The sequence below is a fragment of the Billgrantia ethanolica genome (assembly GCF_021404305.1).
In the GTDB taxonomy this organism is placed as follows: Bacteria; Pseudomonadota; Gammaproteobacteria; order Pseudomonadales; family Halomonadaceae; genus Halomonas; species Halomonas ethanolica.
Map to the genome: position 1 here is coordinate 454,095 of NZ_JABFTX010000001.1, position 21,336 is coordinate 475,430.

The window sequence follows — 21,336 nt, forward strand, 5'->3', positions numbered from 1 at the left end:
AAGGCGCTAGGTGCCCCGGTCCCGCATGAGCTCCGCCTGGAGCAGCACGAAGGCCAGCGCCTCGGCGAAGCCGTCCATCACTGGAAGGCCGTGGCGCCTGGTAAGCTGCGCGCCGCGTCCGGCGAAGGCACCGGAGCCCAGTACGATGGCTCGCGCCCCCTCCGCACGGGCTCGTTCGCAGAGGCTCGCCAGCCGTGTCTCGGCCAGGGGTGTGCGCGCCGCGGTCTCGCTCACGCCGATGCCGGTGGCCACGACGCGGCAGCGCTCCTTCACGCCGTAGCGCTCGCAGAGCGACTCAATGGTAGCCACGGCGCCCTCGAAGGTGGTGATCACCGTGAAGGGGCCGCCGGTGGCGTCCGCGCGACGAATGCCGGCCTCCGCCAGGCTGACCACCGGGGCGCCGGTCAGAGCGCGGGCCTCGGCAACGGCGATGTCATCGAAGCAGGCGAGGATATAGCCGGCGTAGCCCTGCGCCATGCGACTTTCGATCAGCGCCATCACGTGGCCGGCGGCGCGAGTCTTGTCCTGCCCGCTTTCCACGGCCCGGGGCCCTTGGTGTGGGCTCTCCGCTTCGATGATCACGCCGGGCGGCGCCTGGGCCTGCAGCACCTCCCGCACTCGCTGGGTGACGGTCGGGTTGGTGTTGGGATTGATGGCCAGCACGCGAACGGGGGCCGGCGGAGTGGCGTCTCCAGGGGTATGGGTCATCGATCAGCGCCCCGCCAGCAGGTCGGGGAGCCACATCACGATCTGCGGCCAGACCATGATGGCCAGTGTGAACAGCGCCATGATCGCCACGAAGGGCAGCGAGCCCCAAATCACGTCGTTGAAGCTGCCGCCATCCTTGCGCACCCCCTGCACCACGAAGAGGTTCATGCCCACCGGCGGGGTAATCAGGGCGATCTCGCACATCAGAACGATGAAGATGCCGAACCAGATCGGGTCCACGCCCACGGCCATCACCATGGGCACCGTGATCGGCACCGTCAGCACCAGCATCGACATGGCATCCATGAAGGTGCCGAGCACCACGTAGAAGAGCAGCAGCACCAGCAGCAGGCCCACCTGGGTGAGGCCGAAGCTAGCCACCCACTGGGTCAGCGCCTGGGTCACGCCCAGCATCGAGAGGGTCACGTTGAGCAGCAGGGCGCACATCAGCACGATGATCACCATGCCGGTGGTCTTGGCCGCGTGCAGCGAACAGTGGATCAGCAGATCGAGGCTCAGCTTGCCGCCGCCGACGATGAAGGCCAGGGCGATCATGACCCCGATGGCGGCGGACTCGGTGGGCGTGGCGATCCCGCCGTAGATGCTCCCCATCACCACCCCGAAGATCACGAAGGGCGGCACCAGGTGGCGCGAGAGGGCAAGCTTCTCTCGCAGCGGCAGGTTGACCACCACCAGGGAGGCATTGCCCGCCTTGCCGTGGAAGAGGAACAGGTAGACGGAGAAGAGCAGGGCCAGGGTGAGGCCCGGGATCAGACCGGCGGCGAAGAGCTGGCTGACCGAGGTGTTGGCCAGCTGGCCGTAGACCAGCAGGTTGATGCTGGGGGGAATCAGGATTCCCAGGGTGCCGCCGGCGGCCAGGGAGCCGAGGGCGGGACGCACCGGATAGCGGTATTTCTGCAGCGCCGGCAGCGAGATGGTGCCCACGGTGGCGGCGGTAGCTACCGACGAGCCCGAGGTGGCGGAGAAGAGCGTGCAGGTGGCGATGTTGGTGTGCAGCAGCCCGCCCGGCAGGCGGTTGAACCACACCGAGAGCGCCGCGTACATCCGGTCGGCAATGCCGCCGCGCAGCAGCAGTTCGCCGAGCAGCATGAACAGCGGAATCGCCAGCATGGAGGGGCTGTTCAGGCTGCTCCATACCACGCCACCCATCATGTCCACCAGGGGGAAGCCGTGCATCAGGTAGCCGCCGATCACGCCGACGAAGAGGATGGCCACGGCCACCGGGATGCTCAGCAGCATCAGGCCGAGCATGATGAAGAACGCCGTGGCGATCAGGGGAATGCTCATGACTGGCCTCCTTTGCGCGCCGGGTCGCCGGTAGGGGATTCATCCGCCTGCGGCTCGTCGAGCAGCGGCTCGTCGGATTGCTGTTCGCGCTGCTTGAGGTCCTCGAGCTCCGCCGCCAGCTCGTCCTGGGTCGAGCTCGGCCCGAAGCGGCGGTTGAGCGCCTTCCAGTCGCCCTTCGCCAGCAGCCCCATGGCCTGGGCGGTGAGCACTGCGGCGGCCAGGGTGAAGGCGGCCATGGCGATCAGCCACACGGTCTGCGGGTAGATCAACGGCGTGGCCCGGGGCGTCTGGGCAATGGAGCCGTAGAGCCGGGTGTCCTGGACGGTCTGGATGGTGAAGTAGAGCAGGAAGGCTGCCAGCAGCCCGAGGGTCAGGGCGGCCAAGGCGTTGAGCACCGCCTGCACCCTGAAGGACAGGCGCATGTGCACCAGGTTGATGCGGATATGGGACTGCTCGACCATGGCCACGCAGAATGCCAGCGGAGCGGCGATGGCGATGGCGTACCCTCCCAGCTCGTCGACCCCGCCGAGCGACATCGAGAAGACCTTGCGGATCACGGTTTCCACCGTGATCAGCAGGGCTAGCAGCAGCATCATGGCGCCAAACAGTATGCCGAGAATGCGAGCGTAGATCGTCATCGTCGCCTCCCGGGCTCAGAGGCCGAGCTTTTGGCCGACGGTAGCGCGCCACACGTCCTCGCAGTCCGCGGCGGCGGCATTGCACTGGCGTGCCCAGATCGGCAGGGAGACCTCTTCCACTGCGGCGGCCACCTTGGCCAGATCCTCCTCGGTCACCGGCACCTCGGTGAGGGAGTAGGGGGTACCGTACTCGCAGGGTGTCTCGCCGGCGTTGCAGCGCATGGCGTCTTCATAGAGCTCCTCGGAATAGGCCCAGATCCCGTCGCTCAGCTCGGCGATGGCCGACTCGAGCTGGGTCTGCTGCTCCTCGGTCATGCCGTTCCAGGTGTCGAGATTGATCGCATAGCCGTTGATGGCCAGCTGCAAGGCGATGGGCAGCACCGTGGTGGTGGCTTCCGGCCAGCCGCCGGAGTTGGCCGAGGCGGGGCCGGTGATGGCGCAATCGATCACGCCGCGGGAAAGCGACTGCTGGACGTCGCCGAAGGGCATCGAAATGCCGGTGGCCCCCAGTTGGCCGACGAAGTTGGCCGCGCTCTGGTCGCCTACGCGCACGCGCTTGCCGCGCAGATCATCCAGGCCACCGATCTCGCCGCGACAGAAGATCACCTGGGGGCCGGCGGGCCAGGTGCCCAAGAGCTTGGCGTTGAAGCGCTCCTGCAGGCGGTTGTCCACATAATCGTAGAAGGCGGCGACGTGCTCACGGCCGGCCTCGAAGCTGGTGTTGAGCCCGATCAGGTCGAGCCCGAGGATGGAAGGCTCATCGCGGCTCACCTGGGGGCCGCGCAGGGAGACGATATCGAAGAGGCCGGAACGTAGCACGCGCAGGCCGTCGGTGTCGGGAACCCCCGCCACGTCCACCGGCAGGTACTGCACGGTGATATCCAGGCCGGTGTTTTCCGCCAGGTTGGTGAAGAAGGGCTGCTCCTTCTGCTGTGCGATCAGGCCGGAGCCGGCGGGCTGGCCCAGCACCTGGATCGACAGCGTGCTGGCCTGGGAGACGGAGGCCATCAGGGCGGCGGAGACGGCGGTTACCAGAGCGGTACGTGTCAGCATGGTCTTGGTCCTGTCATTGGCGGCACCTTGGGAGAGAGTGCGGCTCCGCTGGGCGCCAGGTGGCGGTATCGGCTCGCCGCGTTCAGGCGGCAGCAGTCGCCTTGAGTGATCCAAGTTTCATGCCATCAGTTATAAGAAACTACAGTTTCACAACGAAAACAGATAATTACCCCAGAATCGGCCTACCGTCGCCCGCGCGACTGTTTCGTTTCTTGCCCGGAAAGTGTGCAGTTTGGTAGCGCTGTGCACCGGGAGGGTGCCGTCTTCCTACAGTTCTTCGAGCTTGTCGTTCAGCGTCTCGATACGGCGCAGGCGGCGGCGCGAGTCGTCACCGGCAAGCTCGATGGTGCGCATGGCCAGCAGGTGGCAGAGCGCCATGACGGCGGTGTGGTTGAACAGCGGCCCGGCGGCCAGGGTGCAGCAGCGGAAGTGCCAGGTGACGCTGGGGTCCGGGGCGAGCCCCTCATCGGTGATATAGAGCACTTGAGCGCCGCTCTCGCGGGCCTCGGCCAGCACCTGCTCGGTGATTGCCACCCGGCGACGCAGGCCGATGACGACCACGCAGTCCTCCGGGCGCACGCTGACCAGGTGCTCGCCCAGGGTCTCGCCGCCGCCGGGCAGGCTGACCACCTGCTCCACCACCTGGGTGAGCTGCCAGCGCAGGTAGTCGGCGAAAGGGTGGCTGGCGCGAAAGCCAATGACCCAGGTCTTGCGGGCGTCGAGGATGGCCCGGGCCACGGCGTCCACCTGCGCCTGGGTGATCGCCGAGAAGGTCCGGTCGAGGTTGTCCTTGCCCTGGTCGAGATTGAGCGCCAGGGAGCGCTCGCCCGGCTCCAGGGCCGCGCTCTGCAGGAAGAGGCGCGAGCCGGTGGTTTGCTCCTCGCGGGCGTGCTTGCGCGCCGCCTCGTAGCTCTCGTAGCCGAGCCGGCGTACGAAGCGCGACACCGTCGCCTTGGAGACCCCGGCAAACTTTGCCAACTCCTGGGCATCGTAGCTGGCGATTTCACCGGGGAAATCGCACACGAACTCGCCCAGCCGGCGCTCGGCCGGGTGCAGGGAGGGCAGGGCGCTGCGTACCCGGGAGAGGAAGGAACGCGCCTGCGAAGATCTGGCCATGCCGACTCCTGAAACTGTAGTTTCAGACATCATGTCCGGTGAGAAGCGGCGCCGCAACCATCGGACCGCGGGCATGCCCTGTAAGCCAGCCGGCCATTGCAACGCCGGAGCACACAAACGCCACGGGTCAGTTCATACTGGCCCGGGGCGCTTGCGTTTTCATTCATCCAGGATGTGAGCCAATGAGAGCGACAACATGGTGAAAGTGGCGATATTCGTGGACGTTCAGAACGTCTACTACACGGTGCGCCAAGCGTATAAGCGCAATTTCGATTACAACAAGTTCTGGGCCGAAGCCACCGCTGGCCGAGAGGTAGTGAAAGCCATTGCCTACGCCATCGACAGGAGCGACCGGAAGCAGCAGGAATTTCAGAACATCCTTCGCGCCATCGGCTTCGAAGTAAAGCTGAAGCCCTACATTCAAAGGGCGGACGGTTCCGCCAAAGGCGATTGGGACGTCGGCATTACTCTCGATGCCATCGAATACGCCGAGCAGGCGGACGTCATCGTGCTGGTTTCGGGCGATGGGGATTTCGCCCTGCTGGTGGACAAGATCCGGCAAGTCCATGGGAAGGTGGCGGAGGTCTATGGCGTACCGCAGTTGACGGCTAATTCTCTGATGAGCGCCGCCAACGAGTTCAAGCCCATCGATGAGAGGCTCCTGCTGTCTTAGAGGGAGGCGGGCTGGCCGGTGGAATGTCGAATCTCATGCAGACCGTTCGACTACTGACCATGCGATGCATCCGTTCAGGAGGCCACGATGAGTCAGCTACGTGTGTCATGCTTCAGTATCTCGCTGGACGGCTTTGCCGCCGGCCCCCAGCAGAGCCTGGAAAATCCGATGGGCGTCAACGGCCTGGAGAGTCAGGACTGGCAGTTTGCAACCGCGACTTTCCAGCGAAGAGTGCTGGGCCAGACGGGCGGAGAAACCGGCCCCGACGACGATTTCGTAACCCGCGGCTTCGAGAACGTCGGCGCCTGGATCATGGGCCGCAACATGTTCGGCCCCGTGCGAGGCTCTTGGCCGGATGAAAGCTGGCAAGGATGGTGGGGCGACAACCCGCCGTTTCACATGCCGGTCTTCGTATTGACCCATCACCCTCGCGATCCCGTCGAGATGCCGGATGGCACGACGTTCTACTTCGTCACCCAAGGCATTCATGCAGCTCTGGAGCGCGCCCGCGAAGCCGCAGGAGCCCGCGAAGCCGCAGGAGATAGGGACGTACGCCTGGGCGGCGGTATAGCGACCGTGCAGCAGTACCTGCGTGCGCAGCTCGTCGATGAGCTTCACCTTGCCGTTACCCCGATACTGCTCGGCGCCGGGGAGCACCTGTTCACCGGCCTCGACATGCGCGCGCTCGGCTATCGCTGCGTAGAGCGGGTGACGACCAAAAAGGTGACCCATATGGTACTCAGGAGAATCGCAGCAAGAGCGAGCTGATATTCGTCGGCCCCAGCTTCACCAATAACTAAATCTATCGCCACCATTAATGGCTTTTTTAGCCTGCTTCCACCTAGGCTGTGGCACACTGGAGCATTAGCAGGTCGATCCGGCACGGACGCGCATAGCAGCCTAGTGGAGCCCCGCCTATGAGTGACGATGCCGCGCCGTTGAGCGTAGACACTGCCGTCTACAAAACACTGCTGGAGTCTACCCAGGCCATCCCCTGGAGAATCGACCTCCAGACCATGCGCTTCTCCTACATCGGGCCGCAGATCGAGCGCCTGTTGGGCTGGTCGCAGCGCAGTTGGGTCAGCATAGACGACTGGGTCGAGCGCATGCACCCGGAGGATCGCGAGTGGGTGGTCGGCTTCTGTATCGAACAGTCCAGGAATGGCATCGATCACGAGGCGGACTACCGCGCCCTGAAGGCCGACGGTAGCTACGTGTGGATACGTGACGTCGTGCACGTGGTGCGCAACGAAGCCGGCGAAGGTGAAGCGCTGGTCGGTTTCATGTTCGATATCAGCGAGCGCAAGAAGAACGAAGAGAAGCTGATGCGCCTGCAACGGGAGCTCGAGGAGCTCTCGTATCAGGATGGGCTTACCGGTGTTGCCAACCGGCGCCTGCTCGATTCCGTGCTGGAGACGGAGTGGGCCAGCGCCAAGCGGGCCGGCCTGCCGCTCTCATTCATCATGCTCGATATCGACTGCTTCAAGCTCTACAACGACTACTACGGTCATCTCGCCGGTGACGACTGCTTGCGCCGGGTTGCCCATATCGTCAGTACCTCGGCCGCGCGACCTCGCGATTTGCTGGCGCGTTTCGGTGGCGAAGAGTTCGCTCTCGTTTTGCCGGAAACGAACCTGGAGGCCGCCTGTCAGGTGGCAGAGCGCTGTCGAGCCGCCCTGGCTGATGCGGCAATCCCTCATCGTGCTTCCGACGTCTCACACCTCGTCACCGTCAGCATGGGCGTGGCAACTGCGGCTCCAGCGGAAGGGGGAATTCCGGCCAGCCTGATCGAACAGGCCGACCGACGGCTCTACAAGGCCAAGCAGAGTGGGCGGGACCGTATCGTGGGGGAGTGACTGTGCGCCAGATGACAGCGGCACGGATCGATGACTTTCAGGGCAGGTCGTCATTGGCGGAAGCATCCCCAGATAATGTACGGTCAGGGTTAACCTAGGTTAATGAGCGGTGAGCGGCTGTGAGCGCAGCAAAGGAAATACTCGAGCGCCTGGCGGGCTGCCCACTTCCCGAGTGGCATCACGTTGAGCCTTTACTTCGGCGCAAGACGCTGGAGTCCGGAGAAACGCTTTTTCTCGCCGGAATGGCGCATCCCTATGTCTACTTCGTCGAGACTGGGATCATTAAGATGATCTACGAAACCTGCGAGGGTGACGCCTGGGTCAAGGCCTTCGCTGCCGAAGACAGGTTCTTCGCCAGTCTTGCCGCACTTTTGCCGGGCGGTGTCACCAGCTTCAGCGCCGTCGCGGCCTGTCCGGCTGCGGTCGAATCCCTGCCATACCACCTGCTGGATCAGCTAGGCGACAAACATCCACAATGGCAGCGTGCCCTCCGCAAAGGCTTCGAGCTCTATGGCTTTCGCAAAGAGGCGCGTGAGCGCGACCTGCTCACACTCTCCGCGGGGGAACGCTACCAGCGTTTCATCGAAGAATACCCGCACATCGCCGAGCGAGTGACGGACCGGGACATAGCAGGCTACGTCCGGGTCACGCCCGTTGCCCTCAGCCGGATCAAGTCACGCATCAAGCTCCGGCAGATGGAGGAGAAGGATGCATCCTGACATCCTCGACTACAACCAGCGGCAGGAGCGGCTAGAACGGCTGAAGTGAACCGCCCTGGCAGAGCCAGGGCGGTTCAAGGCGTCTTACAGGCAGGCTTCGATCTCTTCGAGGGAGGGCAGGTTGTCCATGGTACGGCTCATGTTGAACGGCACGGAGACGTCGCGCCAAGTGGCGTAGTGCTCCAGATAGCTGATCATGGAGTGGTAGACCTTGGCGTGATCCGGGTGCTCGCAGGCGCCGCGTACGATCACCTCGTTGGTGATCTCCTGAATCCGCTGCAGGTCCTCATCCGGAAGTTGATGGATCTGCACGCCCGCATCGATGAACTTCTGAGTGGCATCGGTGGATTCGAGTTCGGACCAGGTCAGCGACCAGCTCATGGTGGCCATCGTGGCGATCTTCAGCTTCTCCTGAGTCTCTTCGGAAAGGGCGTCCCAGGCGTCCTTGTTGATCATCACGCCGAATACGCTGGCCGACTGGTGCCAGCCCGGTGTAGACCAATGATCCACCACCTCGGCAAAGCCGGCGGCGTAATCGACCCCCGGCGCCGAGAACTCGGCGCCGTCTACCACGCCGCGTTCCACGGCTTGATAGATCTCGCCCCCGGCGAGTGTGACCTGAGAGCCGCCGAGCTGCTCGAGCACTCGGCCCTGGTCGCGGCCGGAGAGGCGTAGGCGCTTGCCGTCGAGATCGGCCAGGCTCTCGATGGGTGTGCGTCCCATGAAACCGGACTCGTTGTTGAGGATGCCATAGGGCAGATAAACCAGATTGTACTGGCCATAGACCTCCTGATAGAGCTCCCAGCCTCCCCATTGCTGAATCCAATTCAGGTAGTCCACGGCGTTGAACAGCATGGGCGTGGAGGCCAGCGGCGAGAAGGCCGGGTTGCGGCCGGCCCAGTAGCCGGGCCAGTCGCCGGCAGCTTCGATACTGCCTGTCTCGGCGGCGTCGAATACCTCGGTGCCGGGCATCAGGGTGCCGCCGGCACGGAACTCGATTTGCAGCTCGTCACCGGCGAGCTTGTTGACCAGATCCACCCAGTAACGATCGACCTCGATCAGTGCAATGTTGTCGGGCCAGGTAGAGGTCATCGTCCAGTTTTCCTGGGCCTGGGCATGACTGACGAAAGACGCAATAAGGGCGCCGATGGTCAATCCGGTGAGTTTGATGGCGTGTTGAGCTTTCATTTTATACTCCATTCCATACTATATTTTGAGTTATCGGAGGGGGTCGTTTCGCTATTTGTTGTTGTCGTTTGCTCCTAAGGTATCGATGAGTCGATGGCTCAATTGATGTCTCAAACTGACGGCTTGCTGATGGCTCCAGGTTTTCAATCCTCGGCCACTTTCCATACCCTGGTGCCCTGCATCGAGAAGTTCATCGACCAGTGAACTGGCCGAGGCATCGTTGCAGAGATGAGGAAAGATGAACTTGTGTACTTGTTGAGTCAGGGTCAGGCCGACCAAGTCGGCGTTTTCCATCGGCCCGAGATAGGGCAGACGCAACCCGAAACTGTTCTTGACCACCACATCGATGGTCTCGGCATCGCACACCCCCGTCGTAACCAGATGGAGCGCTTCGCGCCACATAGCATGCTGCAGCCGATTGCCGATGAAGCCGGGCACATCCATCAGCACCTTGACCGGCTTCTTGCCAAGGCTCGCCATCAGGTCGAAGGTGGCATTGAAGACCTCTTCGGCGGTGTACTCGGTGCGAATGATCTCGACCAGGGGAATCAGGTGAGGTGGGTTCCACCAATGCGTGCCGACGAGGCGTGAGCGTGCTGCATCGTCAAGCTTTTCACCTATAGCGGTAATCGGTATCACCGAGGTATTGCTCGAAAGAATCGCATCCGAGGGGGCCAGATGCGATAGAGCTTCGAACACCTCCTGTTTCAACCCGAGCACTTCCGAGACGGCTTCAATGACGATATCGACGTCAGCTGCAGCTTGGGAGAGTTCAGAACACAAGCTGATATTGGCAAGCACGCCAGAAGGCTCTTCCCCCAACTGTTGGAGATTCTGTTCGATGCGCGAGAGCGCAAGTTCTCGCCTTTTTTCATCGATATCGAACAACGCTACTTGATGACCGGCTTGCGCGAAAGTTTGCGCAATGCCATGCCCCATCAGCCCGGCACCGACGACACATGCCTTGACAGGTTCCTTCATGACGAATCCTTTTGTAGGACTGCAAAGAAGCCGTATTGTGCAGGAAACTCTACCGAGTTATTTCAGTCACGAGGAAGGTCGGAAACGGTCTTTGTGAGGTCTTTTCCGGACATGCGAACGAAACGATATCGCTGAACCATCATGCACAGATCGTGAGTTGCCGCCGAGGAGGGGTTTCAGGCAATCTGGCATTGCAGGACTTCCGATAATAATTAAATGAAGGGGAAGCCATGAAAATGGTAATCGTTGCTTTGGTGCTGCTGGTGTTCAGTAGTAGCGTTCTGGCCCATGGTGGTGGGTGCCGCAAGAGTTCACCGCCAGGGCAGTGCTGCCATATGGATAACAGCGTAGGTAGAGTTCACTGTCACTGAGATCAGGGATCCGATAGGTCAACACAACACCCCGAGCCCGCATCTGGCTCGGGGTGTTGTCGTTTGTGATACCACGTGCAGGGGGAATTACACCTTGCTCACGATCAGCGCGGCATTCACCCCGCCGAAGCCGAAGCCGTTGCACAGCACGTGCTGAGTGGCATGCTCCCGCGCCTCACCGGAGACGATATCCAGGTCGTGCAGATCCTCGTCGCGGTTCTCCAGGTTCAAGGTAGGGGGCAGGCGGTCGTGCATGGCGGCCAAGGCAGAGAAGATGCTCTCCACGCCGCCGGCGGCACCCAGTAGATGCCCGGTCGAGGACTTGGTGGCGGAGATGGGAATGCCAGCCAGGGCGTCGCCGAAGGCGTTGCGCAGGGCGGCGATCTCGGCTCGGTCGCCGACCGGGGTCGAGGTGGCATGGGCATTGATGTGGTCGATATCGGTGGGCTTCAGGCCGGCCATTCGCAGCGCGGCCCGAATGGCCGCCGCGGCACCGCCGCCGTCTTCCGGGCCGGCGGTGATGTGGTGAGCATCGGCGCTGGTGCCGTAGCCGCTAAGGATCGCCAGCGGCGTCGCCCCGCGCGCCTCGGCGTGGGCCAGGGTTTCGATCACCAGCAGCCCTGCGCCTTCTCCCATCACGAAGCCGTTGCGGCCCTGGTCGAAGGGGCGTGACGCCTTGCTGGGATCGTCCTGCTCAGTGGAGAGTGCCTTCATGGCGTGGAAGCTGGCCAGCGACAGCGGGTCGATACAGGCCTCGGCGCCGCCCACCAGGGCCACCTCGGCCTCACCGCTGCGAATCATGCGCATGCCGTCGCCGATGGACTGCACCCCGGCCGCACAGGCCGTGACCGGGCAGCCGATCGGCCCGCGCAGGCCATAGCGGATCGAGACGTTACCCGCCGCCAGGTTGGCCAGGAAAGCCGGCACGGTGAAAGGGGAGAGTCGGCGGTGGCCGCGCGCCGTCAGGGTGCTCTGCGCCTGGGTGATGGTGGGGAAGCCGCCGATGCCCGAACCGATGATGGTGGCGGTGGCCAGCCGGTCCGCATCGCTTTCGGGGAACCAGTTGGCCTGGGTCAGCGCCTCTTCGGCGGCGGCCATGGCATAGAGGCTGAACAGCTCCAGCTTGCGACGCTCCTTGGCATCCAGCACGCGGTCCGGGTCGAGGCCGGCTTCAGGGTCGTCCTCGATGCCTGGCACCGAGCCTGCCACCTTGATCGGCAGTTCGCCGGTATCGATGCGGGTGATCGGAGAGATGCCGGAACGGCCGGCGAGAAGGCGCTCCCAGCTTGCCTTGACGCCACAACCAAGGGGACTGATCATGCCCATGCCGGTGATGACGAGCGGTGATTGCATGGTAATTTCCTGAACAGCTTGGGGTTGTGCCACGCTAACAGTCAGGTTGATATGATCAACATAATATTCAGCGTGGGAGTGTGAGATCGCCATGCCCTACTCGACGAACCACAAGGCCAAATCGCGCGAGCGTATTCTCAAGTCGGCCATCGAGCTGTTCAGCCGCAAGGGTTTCGAGAAAGTCTCCATCGCTCAGATCATGAAGCTGGCCAAGATGACCCACGGCGCTTTCTATGCCCACTTCGCCTCGAAGGAGGCGCTCTACCACGCCTCGGTGCGGCAAACCCTCGAGAGCAGCCGCGCGGCCAGGCTGGTCAAGGGGCCGCTCTCGGTGAAGCACCTGACCGAGCTGGTAGCCAACTGCTGGAATCTCCAGGAGCTGGAGCGCAAGCACAAGCCGGGGCCGGAAACCGTGCTGTTCAACGAGATCGGCAACGAGAACGCCGAGGTCCGCACGCTCTTCGAAGCCTCCTACCTGAGCATGAAGAAGATGCTGGAAACCCGGCTCATCGCCTTGAGCCGCCTGAAGAAACTGCCCTTCGAAGCCGACCGCGAGGTCATCGCCGACAAGTCCCGCGCCATTCTCGCCTCGCTGGTAGGCGCCGTGGCCATCGCCAAGAGCCTGCCCGGCGAGCAGGAACGCCAGCACATCCTCAATGCCGCCCAGCGCAACATCCTGCAGATGCTCGGCGTCAGCGAGAGCGAGCTGGAGAGTATGCTGGGCGATATAGGGCGAGAGCAGAGCCCCGCGTAGCATGCGTCTGCACATCCATATTGATACCTGAGGCGTTACAGGTTACACTTGAGACATGATCCGAAGCTTCAAACACAAGGGCTTGGCTAAATTCTTCAAGTCCGGCAGCACAGCAGGGATTCAGGCCGCTCATGCCAATAGGCTTCGGTTGATTCTCGGTAGGCTGAATGCAGCAACAGATGCCAAAGATATGGATTTGCCTGGCCTTAGGCTGCACGCCCTTACAGGGAACCGCTCCGGAATTTGGTCAGTCACGGTTAGTGGTAACTGGCGAGTGACGTTTCGGTTCGAAGATGGAGATGCCGAGATAGTAAATTACGAGGATTATCACTGAGGTACCCGCCATGCTGATGCACAATCCCCCCCACCCTGGTGAAGTATTGCGCGAGCTATGCCTCGAGCCTCTTGGCTTGTCTGTAACGGCGGCCGCAGAAGGATTGGGCGTGAGTCGAAAGACCCTGAGCGCTGTGTTGAACGGTAAGGCTGGCATTAGCCCGGAAATGGCAATACGGCTGTCTATCGCGTTTGATACTTCGGCAGAAAGCTGGCTGAACCAGCAGGCGCAATACGAACTTTGGCATGCCGAGCAGCATCGCAATGAGCTCAAGGTCAAGCGGCTTGTTGCTGCCTAGGTAACTTATCCGGGGTAGGGCGATGGGGGAGCCGGCGCCAGGCGACCGCTCTCTTCTGTGCCGATTGGTTTCACCCGTCGCCCGCCGGTTACCGGCTGTGGGCGCAACATCTCTCGGCGGTCGTCGAAACGGCATGCGGCTTCAGTGAGTAGCCCCATAGCCTACCCCTATCGAGCCGAAAGCCTCCCTCTTGCTTGACGGCTTCGTTCCTGACTCCTTCACTGTATTTTGACGGCTTACAGGACGCCTCTCTTCCTTCTGGCTCGGTCAGAGGGTGCTGAATCCGAGGCGATACAAAATCGTCAGTCCAACTGTCCTGTAGGCCACCATCCAGTCGAGGAGAAGACCGTGTCCGATCAAAAGCCTACACGCCGGGAGTACGGGGCGCGCACCACGTCCCGTCTGCAGGGCAACGAGCACTGGTGGCCCGACCAGCTCAACCTCAACATTCTTCATCAGAAGCACCCCGACGCCAGCCCGTTCGGTGCCGACTTCAGCTATGCCGAGGCGTTCTCGCAGCTCGACGTCGACGAGCTATGCGCCGACCTCGATGCCTTGATGACCGACTCGCAAGACTGGTGGCCCGCCGACTGGGGCCACTACGGCCCGTTCTTCATTCGCATGTCGTGGCATGCGGCCGGTACCTACCGCGCGGTGGACGGTCGCGGCGGCGGCGGCACCGGCGCCCAGCGCTTCGCTCCGCTCAACAGCTGGCCCGACAACGGAAACCTGGATAAGGCACGCCGCCTGCTGTGGCCCATCAAGCAGAAATACGGCGAAAAAATTTCCTGGGCCGACCTGCTGGTGCTCGCCGGCAACCGTGCGCTGGAAACCATGGGCTTTCGCACCTTCGGCTTCGGCTTCGGTCGCTCCGACATCTGGGCGCCCGAGGATGACATCTACTGGGGCCCCGAGACCGAATGGCTCGCCACCAACGACGAGCGCTACACCGGCAGCTGGGAAGACGGCAGCCGCGTGCTGGACAACCCCCTTGCCGCGGTGCAGATGGGCCTCATCTACGTCAACCCCGAAGGCCCCAACGGTGTTCCCGACGCCATGAAATCCGCCCAGGACGTACGCGAAACCTTCGCTCGCATGGGCATGAACGACCGCGAGACCGTCGCCCTTACCGTGGGTGGCCACACCTTCGGCAAGATGCACGGCAACGGTTCGCCGGATGCCGTGGGCGAAGCGCCGGAAGGCTCGAAGATCCACCTGCAGGGCTTCGGCTGGGCCAACAAGAACGAGACCGGCCTCGGTGAGTACACCGTGACTTCCGGCCTTGAAGGCGCCTGGACCCCGACCCCGACCAAGTGGGACCACACCTACCTGAAGACCATTTTCGCCCACCAGTGGGAGGTCAAGAAGTCGCCGGCCGGTGCCAACCAGTGGGAACCGGTTGAAGTCAAAGAAGGCTACTGGGTGCCCGATGCCCACGTGGAAGGCAAGAAGAACCCCCCGGTAATGAACACCGCCGACATGGCGATGATCACCGACCCCGCGTATCTCGAAATCTCCAAGGAGTACCACGATAACCCCGAGGTGCTCGCCGACGAGTTCGCCCGCGCCTGGTACAAGCTGCTGCATCGCGATATGGGCCCTCAAGCCCGATACCTCGGCCCCCATGTCCCGAATGAAGAGCTGATCTGGCAGGACCCGGTACCCAAGCACCAGGGGCCGCTGGTCAACGACCAGCAGATCGCCACGCTCAAGCAGCAGATCGCCGATTCCGGCCTTACCGCCAAGCAACTGGTGAGCACTGCCTGGGCCTCGGCCTGTACCTACCGCCAGACCGACCACCGCGGTGGCGCCAACGGCGCGCGTATTCGTCTCGAACCGCAAACCGGCTGGGACATCAACCTGCGCTCCGGCGTGTTCGAGGTGATCGACAAGCTCGAGCAGATCAAGAACGATTCGGACGCCAACATCTCCCTGGCCGACATGATCGTGCTGGGCGGCAGCGTCGGGGTCGAAATGGCGGCCAAGGCGGCCGGGCACAACGTCACCGTGCCGTTCACCCCGGGCCGTACCGACGCCACCCAGGAAATGACCGAGGTGGATACCACCGCCTACCTGGAGCCGAGGCACGACGCCTTCCGCAACTACATGCAGCCCCAGGTGACCTCCATCCCGGCCGAACACCTGATGGTGGACCGTGCCTTCATGCTCAACCTCAGCGTGCCGCAGATGACCGCGCTGCTTGGCGGCATGCGCGCCATCGGCGTCAACGTGGGTGACAATAACGACGGCATCCTCACCGACCGCCCCGGCCAGCTGACCAACGACTTCTTCGTCAACCTCATCAGCATGGGCACCGTGTGGGAGCCCCTCGATGACAGCGAAGAGCGCTTCGAAGGCCGCGACCGCAAATCGGGTGAAAAGAAGTGGACCGCCACCCGCGTCGACCTCGTGTACGGCTCCAACTCCCAGCTACGCGCCATCGCCGAGGAGTACGCCGCCAACGGCGGTGAGGAGCGCATGATCGACCGCTTCGTGAAAGGGTGGGTCAAGGTCATGGAGAACGACCGCTTCGACCTGCACCGCTGAAGCACAGGTCCGCGGCAGTAACGCGGACCTGGTTAAATAATTGACTCCGAAGGTTGGTTACCCAGCCTTCGGTTTTTTTTGTTCCCCTCATGCTTTCGTTGACGTTGCCCTAAACGTTTCCCTTGGTTACGGTTAGTAAAAAGTCACAGAAGATGACTAAGCAACCAAGACGTACTCAGGGACTGCCGCATTAGGATGATGCGAATCATCATCCATTCTGCCAGCAGGGGCGGTAGCGTGCCCCGACTCCCAACTTCCCCGCCAGACGAAATCAGTCCTATTTACATTTCCCAGTAACTTACTGAATTCAAATAGTTTCGACCTTGCATGGTATTCTCTGACAATCGATTGATTCAGAAGAGATAACCCATGCGCCATGAAGGCAAACTCACCGAGTGGAACGACGCCAAGGGCTTCGGCTTCATCACGCCAGCCGCAGGCGGCCCTCGCGTGTTCGTCCACATCAGCGCCTTTCCCCGCGGTGGGCGCCGCCCAACACTCAACGAGCCGATTACCTACCACCTGACACAGGACAACCAGAACAGACCGAAAGCCCAGAAGGCGCTCTACCTCAAAGCGGCACGTCACGCATCCCCACGCTCCAGAGGGCTGATGTTGGCATCCGCCATCGCCGCTGCGTTCTTCGCACTCCTGGCAGCCCTGAGCGCTGCTGGCCACACGCCAACACAGCTCATAGCGGCATACGCCCTGCTGAGCGTGATCACCTTCGCCATGTACGGCATCGACAAAGCCGCAGCGGAAAGGGGCCAGTGGCGAACATCAGAAGCCACGCTTCTCTTCGCTGGCCTGATAGGCGGCTGGCCCGGCGCGCTGATAGCGCAGCGACTGTTTCGGCACAAAACCAGGAAGCAGCAGTTTCAGGCCATGTTTTGGTGTGGGGTCGTGGTGAATTGTGGGGTGTTGGGGTGGCTTGTTTATTCAGATGGGGCTGTGAGAGTTTGGGCTGGTTTGGGGTTCGGGTAACAGTAGTCAGGGCTGTGGCGCGTTATGATTTTTTGCATTCTGTTCTATTTATTAAGACGCATGCAGTATATTAGTTCAGGAAAAACGCGCACGCGTGCAAATCCTGTATAGGTGGCCTAGCTATACTTTGGCGTTTGAAAAATCAACGAGTTGGAAGAAATGAAGCGCGTCAGATAATATTGTTGAACGCGCAGGATGGTGCATTGAATATTGGAACGCGCAGTCCAATCACTGTTGGGCAGAGAAGGAGCGGAATGACACAGTACTTCACGCCATCGACTCGCGGGATGAGATCTTTTGTCACAACGTTGGCTTGGCAGAGGGGCTTCTTACAGCGGTATCCCTTAGACGAGAAGCCATGCCTGAGCTGAAAGGAATGCGCTCACCGTACGAGGTCTACACGCAAGAGGCCGAGAAGGAGGCAGTATTTGAGGCCGTGCGAGTGAAGGAGTTTCCGCACGCGCCTTCAAGAATGGGCGCAATCTATCTCTTTGCTTCAGCGGAGGACGCAGCGGCAGCCAACGAGAAGTGGTGGCAAGGTGCGCGGGTTGTGCTTGCAGCCAGTATCATTGAAGCATCCCGTTTCGGATCTTTTGATGCCGCTCACCTTGATGCGCCGGCTGAAGGCTGGGATGCGGCGGCGCGCTCATACTGGCGCGGACACTTTACAGAGCAGCCACAGACAGAAGTGATTGTCGAGGGGGTTGTTCAGCTTCATGGCTGGGAGCCGTACGCGCGTCTCTTAAGTGGTTAATGGAAAGATGGGTCCAACAAGTCCATTGAGCGGACGGCAAAAAAGCTCGCGCTTTTCCGCCGCCGCTCATATTCGGCGTTAGCCATCAGAGGGACCGTTGAGATGACATTACCGATAGCCAAAAACATTCCAGAGATTGATTTCAATATCGGAGGGCTTCGGAGTCATGCCATTCTAAGCGTCTTTGTTGCCGAGCCAGGTCTGTCTGAATCAGATAGGAAGATTCGCGGTTGGTTACTGCACACGGTATTTTCGGCTGCTCGGCACTACTCAAGAGCACGAGAGCTGGTGGCCCAACAGAATGATGCCGATCAACAACGAGATGGTGGGCTGGTTCTCCATTTACTGGATGTATCGGAGAATATAGAAGATTGCGTTACGGGTGTATGTCGATCCTGTATGGCCGTACGAAGAATGGTTGATAAAAGCGAACCATGCAGGAGATTTGTCGAAGCGTATAGTCAGCAAATTGATGAACTCGCTAAGCTTCGCAATCAGTTCGAGCACATGCATGGTCAAATTGTATCTGGTGAGACGGGGAGTGGCCCGATTACGATGTCTTTATCAGACCAAGGGAAGAGTATAGGGTTTAGAAAGCTAAAGCTTAATATCGTTTCTTTATATAAGCTAATACATGGTTTGTATCAGGTTGTTGCCAGTATGTACCCATCGTTTCCAATTAACTCTACTGTGTCTGGTCGAGCATGGGAGCCTAAGAAGCTTACTATGTCTGTCAGTGCAACAGTGATCAAAAAAGGAGAGTTCGATGGCTAACCTGGCCAAGCACAGCGACAGCTTTTTTATTGCGGCTTTACCTCCACTACATAGCTGCGCGTGTTGGCAGCGTTAGCACTACTGGGAGTATGTGAGTAATTCATGACTTATTGCGTATACACTGACAAAGAAACATTAGACCCTAGTCCTGAACATATACTCCCTTTGTCACTGGGTGGGCATGATGATTTTGTAATTGATGTTGACCGAAAGTTTAACAATGACATTGGCTCAAGAGTTGACGGCAAGCTTGCAAATGATTTTATCGTTTTGTTTGAGCGAGATAGGGCGGGCGCTGTTGGTCACAGTAAAAAGCATCCAATTCCAACAGTGAAAAATGCCAAGTTAACGGATGGTACGCCTGTTCAGGTTAAGTTTGGTAAGGATGGGCTTTCACTTTTCGATCTGCGAGGGAGAAAAAATATAGAGCGTACTGACTCCCGAGCTCATCAATTTCAATGCAGCAATATTAAAATAGATATTGATATAGATCTTATGTTTGTTGCAAAGGTGGCGTTGGCTGCTGGCTATTATGCTTATGGCGATGATTTCGTCAAAAATGTGCAAACTGATGAGTTCAGAAAAATTATGAATTTCGACAAACAGAATTTGCCAACAGATTCTATCGCGCGAGTTTATTCTCGATCTCATGAGCCAGAGGAAGGCGATGATATGATTCATATTCTGAAGATGATGACTGAAATTGGTAGCTGTTCCTCTGTAATACTTGCGCCGTCTAGTGAAACTTTTGGTGTCGCAGTATCAATTCTCGGTAAATTCTTAGGTTTCATCAGTGTCCCTTGTAAATCTAGTAATTTAGTAAATGATAGGGACTATAAATATGGTCATTGTATCTATATTCAAAACGAACAGGTTAAAAGGTTCTCATTGGATTATATAAGGTTGAAGTTGCTTAACCAGCTTGAACAATAGCGCTAAAAAAGGGCGGTCTCAATGACCAAGTGCAACCCTATTGAAGGGTACCCGGTCCAGCGACCGATTGTACAGTGATGGTACTCACCTGACACATGCCCCGTGGGTTCCCTATAGTTAAGCAGTATTTTCTGCCGTTTTCCTGGGCTCCTTCTTCGTCGCTTTGGGGAGTCCTTTCTTGAAGACGGCATAGGGCGTCTTCCTCTTCATGTTGAGGCCATTGTGGCAATGATGGTTTTCGTTCCACTCCGCCAATAAATCCAAAGCACCATGCTAAATCCCATGAACTCATTGAGGTTTATGATGCAAAAAGGTGAAATTCCTTATTGGGGTCAATTGAATGATGCTATTTCTCTTTCACTCTTTCTGGGTCTCGAAAAAAATAATAAATTTGATTTCGAAGGTGTGGGAGAAGAAAGTTGGTATAAAACACATGGAAAAATCATTGGGCTCTATAACCACATCATTGAGATGAGGGACCGCCATAATATACCAAGAACTCATACAGTGTTTGATTGTGGGGGTATGACTGTGACTCTACATAATTTATTGGGTTCACAGGGTATAAAGTCTCTTGTTGTAGTTGGTGACGTTCACTATAAGGGGCAAGCATTTTATAATTCCAGTATAAGCGAAATGTTGTTGGAAATAGATCCCTTTACAAGAAAGAAGAGTGTCAATTCGCACACTTGGCTAATGTTGTCTAACTTCATGGTCGTTGATATGACTATGCGGATAAAGAAAGACTTGAATGATGTTTTTGTTAATGGGCTAAGCATTGGAGAGCCTCTCATTTTTGATGTCGAGAATCCGCCGATGAATTTTATTTATCGGCCTATGCTGGTTGGGAAGAAGTACCTTGAAATAATTAATTCTTGATCTTCATGGTCGATTTTACACTTTTCGCTGCTTCGTTTAATAGTCATGCTGGCGTGGGGGTTTAATGTTTATTGTAATTAATCTTGCTTTTTCCACCCTGTGGCTCGTTCTTTTCTATGGTTAGCGAGGTCAGCCTATTATTCACACACTTACGTTCTGTTTTAGTGGCTTAGTTGAGTTTTTTTTGTGTCAATGATGCTAAGGGATTTGGATGTTTAAAGAGCAAGTTATAGACAGGATTGCTAGCGAATTCGGCAGCCCATCACGTGAAACAGAGAAAGTCATTGCATGGGATTTTGGAAGAAGTCATGGTGTGGTGGTTCAAAAAGATCAGCCGAATAAGGATGATTTTGCTTTTGTATGGCTACCATATCCTCCTGGCTCTGAGCCTATCCCGGAAATCGCATTAGAATATACTGCCGAAACTGGTCGGCATAGCAATACTTACCCATCGCCAGGACTTGAAAGAGGAAAGCCGGCACTAAAGCTCATCATAGCAAGCTCCGAAGAGTTAGATGATTTGATTGTGTACGTCAAAGCATTCAAGTCCTTTAAGCCTCTCCCCAAGTTTAAGGCTAGTCGAACACCGGAATCCCATCTTGGACCTTTGGCCGAAAAAAGCTTGATTCGCGTCGACACAGCGGCAATGCCAAAACCTATGCCAATAAAGCCACGGCGAGAAGCCATACCCAGAGCGGTACAAAGAGAGGTGTGGCAAAGGGATGGGGGAAAGTGCGTTGAATGTAGTTCTAACGCAAAACTATGCTTTGACCATATCGTTCCTTTTTCCAAAGGGGGAAGCAATACAGTTCGGAACATTCAATTGCTATGTGAGAGATGTAACCTGTCAAAAGGCAACAGGTTATAGGGGCTCATAAGGCGCTGCTACCGGGAATTTTTCGCTGCCCTCCAACTTCCCCGCTCAGCGGGTGTGAACCTCAAGCCAGCGAATGACTCACCAGCCTAGGCGCTCTTCGCTAGAATTGCATTTAAAATACGCCAAGGTAGCCACTAGTGATCATCCCCCAAGACGGGCGCTTGCAGCTGGATCGCGAGCGCTTGAAGTAGCACCGCAAGCGGCTGGGCCTGAGTCAGGAGGCGCTGGCCGAGTACAG

General features: G+C 58.9%; 22 protein-coding genes. 14 read left to right on the forward strand and 8 right to left on the reverse strand.

What is annotated here, in order from left to right; all coding sequences use genetic code 11:
- Nucleotides 1-6: 6 nt before the first annotated feature.
- The 5 genes from HOP53_RS02110 to HOP53_RS02130 form a co-directional block, all read right to left on the reverse strand.
- The gene (locus tag HOP53_RS02110) at nt 7-708 is read right to left on the reverse strand and encodes an aspartate/glutamate racemase family protein (protein WP_234268478.1); all 702 of its coding nucleotides are present in this window, start codon (nt 706-708) and stop codon (nt 7-9) included.
- 3 nt (nt 709-711) lie between these two features.
- A complete protein-coding gene (locus tag HOP53_RS02115; RefSeq protein ID WP_234268479.1) occupies nt 712-2,016 on the reverse strand; it encodes a TRAP transporter large permease in 1,305 nt (434 codons plus the stop codon).
- The gene (locus HOP53_RS02120) at nt 2,013-2,654 is read right to left on the reverse strand and encodes a TRAP transporter small permease subunit (protein WP_234268480.1); all 642 of its coding nucleotides are present in this window, start codon (nt 2,652-2,654) and stop codon (nt 2,013-2,015) included. The genes HOP53_RS02115 and HOP53_RS02120 overlap by 4 nt, the downstream gene beginning before the upstream one ends.
- Before the next feature lie 15 nt (nt 2,655-2,669).
- Nucleotides 2,670-3,707 (reverse strand): TRAP transporter substrate-binding protein, encoded by a 1,038-nt coding sequence (locus HOP53_RS02125; RefSeq protein WP_234268481.1) that lies wholly within the window; start codon nt 3,705-3,707, stop codon nt 2,670-2,672.
- 267 nt (nt 3,708-3,974) lie between these two features.
- The gene (locus HOP53_RS02130; protein ID WP_234268482.1) at nt 3,975-4,823 is read right to left on the reverse strand and encodes a MurR/RpiR family transcriptional regulator; all 849 of its coding nucleotides are present in this window, start codon (nt 4,821-4,823) and stop codon (nt 3,975-3,977) included.
- Nucleotides 4,824-5,019: 196 nt separating this feature from the next.
- Between HOP53_RS02130 and HOP53_RS02135 the strand changes: the two genes are divergently transcribed.
- The 4 genes from HOP53_RS02135 (at nt 5,020) to HOP53_RS02150 (ending at nt 8,071) form a co-directional block, all read left to right on the forward strand.
- Nucleotides 5,020-5,496, forward strand: a complete 477-nt coding sequence (locus tag HOP53_RS02135; protein WP_234268483.1) for a LabA-like NYN domain-containing protein — start codon at nt 5,020-5,022, stop codon at nt 5,494-5,496.
- An 87-nt stretch (nt 5,497-5,583) separates the two neighbouring features.
- Nucleotides 5,584-6,264, forward strand: coding sequence for a dihydrofolate reductase family protein (locus HOP53_RS02140; protein ID WP_234268484.1), 681 nt, complete (start codon nt 5,584-5,586; stop codon nt 6,262-6,264).
- A 149-nt stretch (nt 6,265-6,413) separates the two neighbouring features.
- Nucleotides 6,414-7,352, forward strand: a complete 939-nt coding sequence (locus tag HOP53_RS02145; RefSeq protein WP_234268485.1) for a sensor domain-containing diguanylate cyclase — start codon at nt 6,414-6,416, stop codon at nt 7,350-7,352.
- Between the two features lie 119 nt (nt 7,353-7,471).
- Nucleotides 7,472-8,071: a Crp/Fnr family transcriptional regulator gene (locus HOP53_RS02150; RefSeq protein ID WP_234268486.1), complete on the forward strand. Its 600-nt coding sequence runs from the start codon at nt 7,472-7,474 to the stop codon at nt 8,069-8,071.
- Between the two features lie 84 nt (nt 8,072-8,155).
- On the opposite strand, the gene dctP is transcribed toward HOP53_RS02150, so the two are convergent.
- The 3 genes from dctP to fabF all read right to left on the reverse strand — a co-directional run bounded on the left by dctP (nt 8,156) and on the right by fabF (nt 11,964).
- Nucleotides 8,156-9,259, reverse strand: coding sequence for a TRAP transporter substrate-binding protein DctP (gene dctP, locus HOP53_RS02155; RefSeq protein WP_234268487.1), 1,104 nt, complete (start codon nt 9,257-9,259; stop codon nt 8,156-8,158).
- 51 nt (nt 9,260-9,310) lie between these two features.
- Nucleotides 9,311-10,240: a 3-hydroxyacyl-CoA dehydrogenase family protein gene (locus HOP53_RS02160; protein ID WP_234268488.1), complete on the reverse strand. Its 930-nt coding sequence runs from the start codon at nt 10,238-10,240 to the stop codon at nt 9,311-9,313.
- Between the two features lie 458 nt (nt 10,241-10,698).
- A complete protein-coding gene (gene fabF, locus HOP53_RS02165; RefSeq protein WP_234268489.1) occupies nt 10,699-11,964 on the reverse strand; it encodes a beta-ketoacyl-ACP synthase II in 1,266 nt (421 codons plus the stop codon).
- Between the two features lie 91 nt (nt 11,965-12,055).
- Between fabF and HOP53_RS02170 the strand changes: the two genes are divergently transcribed.
- The 10 genes from HOP53_RS02170 (at nt 12,056) to HOP53_RS02215 (ending at nt 21,089) form a co-directional block, all read left to right on the forward strand.
- Nucleotides 12,056-12,718, forward strand: a complete 663-nt coding sequence (locus HOP53_RS02170; protein WP_103969647.1) for a TetR/AcrR family transcriptional regulator — start codon at nt 12,056-12,058, stop codon at nt 12,716-12,718.
- Nucleotides 12,719-12,773: 55 nt separating this feature from the next.
- Entirely contained in the window at nt 12,774-13,052 is a 279-nt protein-coding gene (locus HOP53_RS02175; protein ID WP_086510387.1) for a type II toxin-antitoxin system RelE/ParE family toxin, read from the forward strand.
- Between the two features lie 10 nt (nt 13,053-13,062).
- Nucleotides 13,063-13,350, forward strand: coding sequence for a HigA family addiction module antitoxin (locus HOP53_RS02180; protein WP_026038096.1), 288 nt, complete (start codon nt 13,063-13,065; stop codon nt 13,348-13,350).
- A gap of 348 nt (nt 13,351-13,698) precedes the next feature.
- Nucleotides 13,699-15,897, forward strand: coding sequence for a catalase/peroxidase HPI (katG, locus tag HOP53_RS02185; protein WP_234268490.1), 2,199 nt, complete (start codon nt 13,699-13,701; stop codon nt 15,895-15,897).
- Between the two features lie 369 nt (nt 15,898-16,266).
- The gene (locus HOP53_RS02190; RefSeq protein ID WP_234268491.1) at nt 16,267-16,881 is read left to right on the forward strand and encodes a DUF1294 domain-containing protein; all 615 of its coding nucleotides are present in this window, start codon (nt 16,267-16,269) and stop codon (nt 16,879-16,881) included.
- A gap of 358 nt (nt 16,882-17,239) precedes the next feature.
- Entirely contained in the window at nt 17,240-17,635 is a 396-nt protein-coding gene (locus HOP53_RS02195; RefSeq protein ID WP_234268492.1) for a hypothetical protein, read from the forward strand.
- 102 nt (nt 17,636-17,737) lie between these two features.
- Nucleotides 17,738-18,409 carry a hypothetical protein gene (locus tag HOP53_RS02200; protein WP_234268493.1) on the forward strand — a complete coding sequence of 224 codons (672 nt, stop codon included), beginning with the start codon at nt 17,738-17,740 and terminating at the stop codon, nt 18,407-18,409.
- 102 nt (nt 18,410-18,511) lie between these two features.
- On the forward strand, nt 18,512-19,342 hold the full coding sequence (locus HOP53_RS02205; RefSeq protein ID WP_234268494.1) for an HNH endonuclease: 831 nt from the start codon (nt 18,512-18,514) through the stop codon (nt 19,340-19,342).
- 303 nt (nt 19,343-19,645) lie between these two features.
- Nucleotides 19,646-20,221, forward strand: coding sequence for a hypothetical protein (locus HOP53_RS02210; protein ID WP_234268495.1), 576 nt, complete (start codon nt 19,646-19,648; stop codon nt 20,219-20,221).
- Nucleotides 20,222-20,432: 211 nt separating this feature from the next.
- Complete coding sequence (locus tag HOP53_RS02215; RefSeq protein WP_234268496.1) at nt 20,433-21,089, forward strand: HNH endonuclease; 657 nt, start codon at nt 20,433-20,435, stop codon at nt 21,087-21,089.
- Nucleotides 21,090-21,336: the final 247 nt, after the last annotated feature.

Coding starts and splice junctions, on each gene's coding strand:
- HOP53_RS02160 (WP_234268488.1), bottom strand. CDS start 10,240: ATGAAGGAACCTGTCAAGGCATGTGTCGTCGGTGCCGGGCTGATGGGG.
- HOP53_RS02145 (WP_234268485.1), top strand. CDS start 6,414: ATGAGTGACGATGCCGCGCCGTTGAGCGTAGACACTGCCGTCTACAAA.
- HOP53_RS02130 (WP_234268482.1), bottom strand. CDS start 4,823: ATGGCCAGATCTTCGCAGGCGCGTTCCTTCCTCTCCCGGGTACGCAGC.
- HOP53_RS02140 (WP_234268484.1), top strand. CDS start 5,584: ATGAGTCAGCTACGTGTGTCATGCTTCAGTATCTCGCTGGACGGCTTT.
- HOP53_RS02200 (WP_234268493.1), top strand. CDS start 17,738: ATGACATTACCGATAGCCAAAAACATTCCAGAGATTGATTTCAATATC.
- fabF (WP_234268489.1), bottom strand. CDS start 11,964: ATGCAATCACCGCTCGTCATCACCGGCATGGGCATGATCAGTCCCCTT.
- HOP53_RS02120 (WP_234268480.1), bottom strand. CDS start 2,654: ATGACGATCTACGCTCGCATTCTCGGCATACTGTTTGGCGCCATGATG.
- dctP (WP_234268487.1), bottom strand. CDS start 9,259: ATGAAAGCTCAACACGCCATCAAACTCACCGGATTGACCATCGGCGCC.
- HOP53_RS02195 (WP_234268492.1), top strand. CDS start 17,240: ATGCCTGAGCTGAAAGGAATGCGCTCACCGTACGAGGTCTACACGCAA.
- HOP53_RS02210 (WP_234268495.1), top strand. CDS start 19,646: ATGCAAAAAGGTGAAATTCCTTATTGGGGTCAATTGAATGATGCTATT.
- HOP53_RS02215 (WP_234268496.1), top strand. CDS start 20,433: ATGTTTAAAGAGCAAGTTATAGACAGGATTGCTAGCGAATTCGGCAGC.
- HOP53_RS02170 (WP_103969647.1), top strand. CDS start 12,056: ATGCCCTACTCGACGAACCACAAGGCCAAATCGCGCGAGCGTATTCTC.
- HOP53_RS02110 (WP_234268478.1), bottom strand. CDS start 708: ATGACCCATACCCCTGGAGACGCCACTCCGCCGGCCCCCGTTCGCGTG.
- HOP53_RS02190 (WP_234268491.1), top strand. CDS start 16,267: ATGCGCCATGAAGGCAAACTCACCGAGTGGAACGACGCCAAGGGCTTC.
- HOP53_RS02135 (WP_234268483.1), top strand. CDS start 5,020: ATGGTGAAAGTGGCGATATTCGTGGACGTTCAGAACGTCTACTACACG.
- HOP53_RS02125 (WP_234268481.1), bottom strand. CDS start 3,707: ATGCTGACACGTACCGCTCTGGTAACCGCCGTCTCCGCCGCCCTGATG.
- HOP53_RS02115 (WP_234268479.1), bottom strand. CDS start 2,016: ATGAGCATTCCCCTGATCGCCACGGCGTTCTTCATCATGCTCGGCCTG.
- HOP53_RS02205 (WP_234268494.1), top strand. CDS start 18,512: ATGACTTATTGCGTATACACTGACAAAGAAACATTAGACCCTAGTCCT.
- HOP53_RS02175 (WP_086510387.1), top strand. CDS start 12,774: ATGATCCGAAGCTTCAAACACAAGGGCTTGGCTAAATTCTTCAAGTCC.
- HOP53_RS02180 (WP_026038096.1), top strand. CDS start 13,063: ATGCTGATGCACAATCCCCCCCACCCTGGTGAAGTATTGCGCGAGCTA.